The following is a 1,330-nucleotide window of genomic DNA, read 5'->3' on the forward strand; positions in this document are numbered from 1 at the left end:
AGACGTTGCTGTTCTTTCGCCAGACGGGCCTGCTCAGCCACCACGTCAATGACTCCCGCGAGGGGGACGAGGACGCGCAGATCACCGACCAGTTGCAAGGCGGCGGGCGGCGCTTCTTCTTCGGCGCCCAGCCATTCCAGACTGGCGAGGCGACTGAGAGCGAAGAGCCAGGGAGCATATTGTTGCGCACGCTGGCGGTCGCTGGCATCGCCCCCCTGCAGCAGCAGCGGCAGCGCCTTGTTAGGTGCAATATCCATTTCGCCACGCACCGAGCGGATGGCGCGGATGACCGCAATCAGCCATTCCGCATCGCCATCCGCCTGGACGTCGATACGGGAGAGGTCCGCCACCGGATAAGGGGCGAGGGCAATGCTGTCGCCTGTCTTGCCGATGACCGGGGCTATCCGCTGCCAGAGTTCCTCGGTGAGGAAGGGCATCACCGGGTGCATCAGACGCAGGCCAGCCTCCAATACCCGCAGCAGGGTATTGCGGGTCCCGCACTGCTGCGCTGAGGTAAACGGGCTGTCGCTGCGCAGGATCGGTTTGGTCAGCTCGATATACCAGTCGCAGTAGTCATTCCAGAAAAACTGGTACAGCGCATGGGCGGCGTCGGCAAAGCGATACTGGTCGATGGCGCTGTTAACAGCCGCTTCGCAGCGCTGCAGGCGACCGATAATCCAGCGTTCCGGCGCCAACAGTTCGCGCTCGCCTTCCAGATCGGCCGGATTTTGTATCTGCATCAGGGCAAAACGCGAGGCGTTCCAGAGCTTGTTGCAGAAATTGCGATTTCCCTCCACCCGCTTGAGGTCAAACTTGATGTCCCGGCCCTGGGTGGCCAGTGCCGCGAAGGTGAAGCGCAGGGCGTCGGTGCCGAAGGCGGGAATGCCGTCGGCGAACTCTTTACGGGTGGCCTTTTCGATTTTGGCCGCCATCTGCGGCTGCATGAGGCCCTTGGTACGCTTGGCGACGAGGTCTTCCAGACTGATCCCGTCGATGAGGTCGATGGGGTCGAGGACATTGCCCTTGGACTTGCTCATCTTCTGGCCCTCCGCATCGCGCACCAGACCGTGGACATAGACTTCATGGAAAGGCACGTCGTCCATGAAGCGCAGGCCCATCATGATCATCCGCGCTACCCAGAAGAAAATGATGTCGAAGCCGGTGACCAGCACCGACGACGGCAAAAAGGCCTTCATGTCCGGCGTTTCTTCCGGCCAGCCCATGGTCGAGAACGGCACCATGGCCGAGGAATACCAGGTGTCCAGCACGTCGGCATCGCGGGTCAGCTTCTTGCCGGGGGCGATCCGGTCGGCCTGTGCCTGGGCTTCGG

The 1,330-nt window shown here is 62.3% G+C and carries 1 protein-coding gene; it reads right to left on the minus strand.

Going from position 1 to position 1,330, the window contains the following annotated elements:
* Nucleotides 1-1,330 (minus strand): class I tRNA ligase family protein (locus tag Q0C48_RS10170; RefSeq protein WP_291524040.1); only part of this gene is annotated, 1,330 nt, incomplete at both ends.

Source organism: Acidithiobacillus sp. (genome assembly GCF_023255755.1).
In the GTDB taxonomy this organism is placed as follows: Bacteria; Pseudomonadota; Gammaproteobacteria; order Acidithiobacillales; family Acidithiobacillaceae; genus Acidithiobacillus.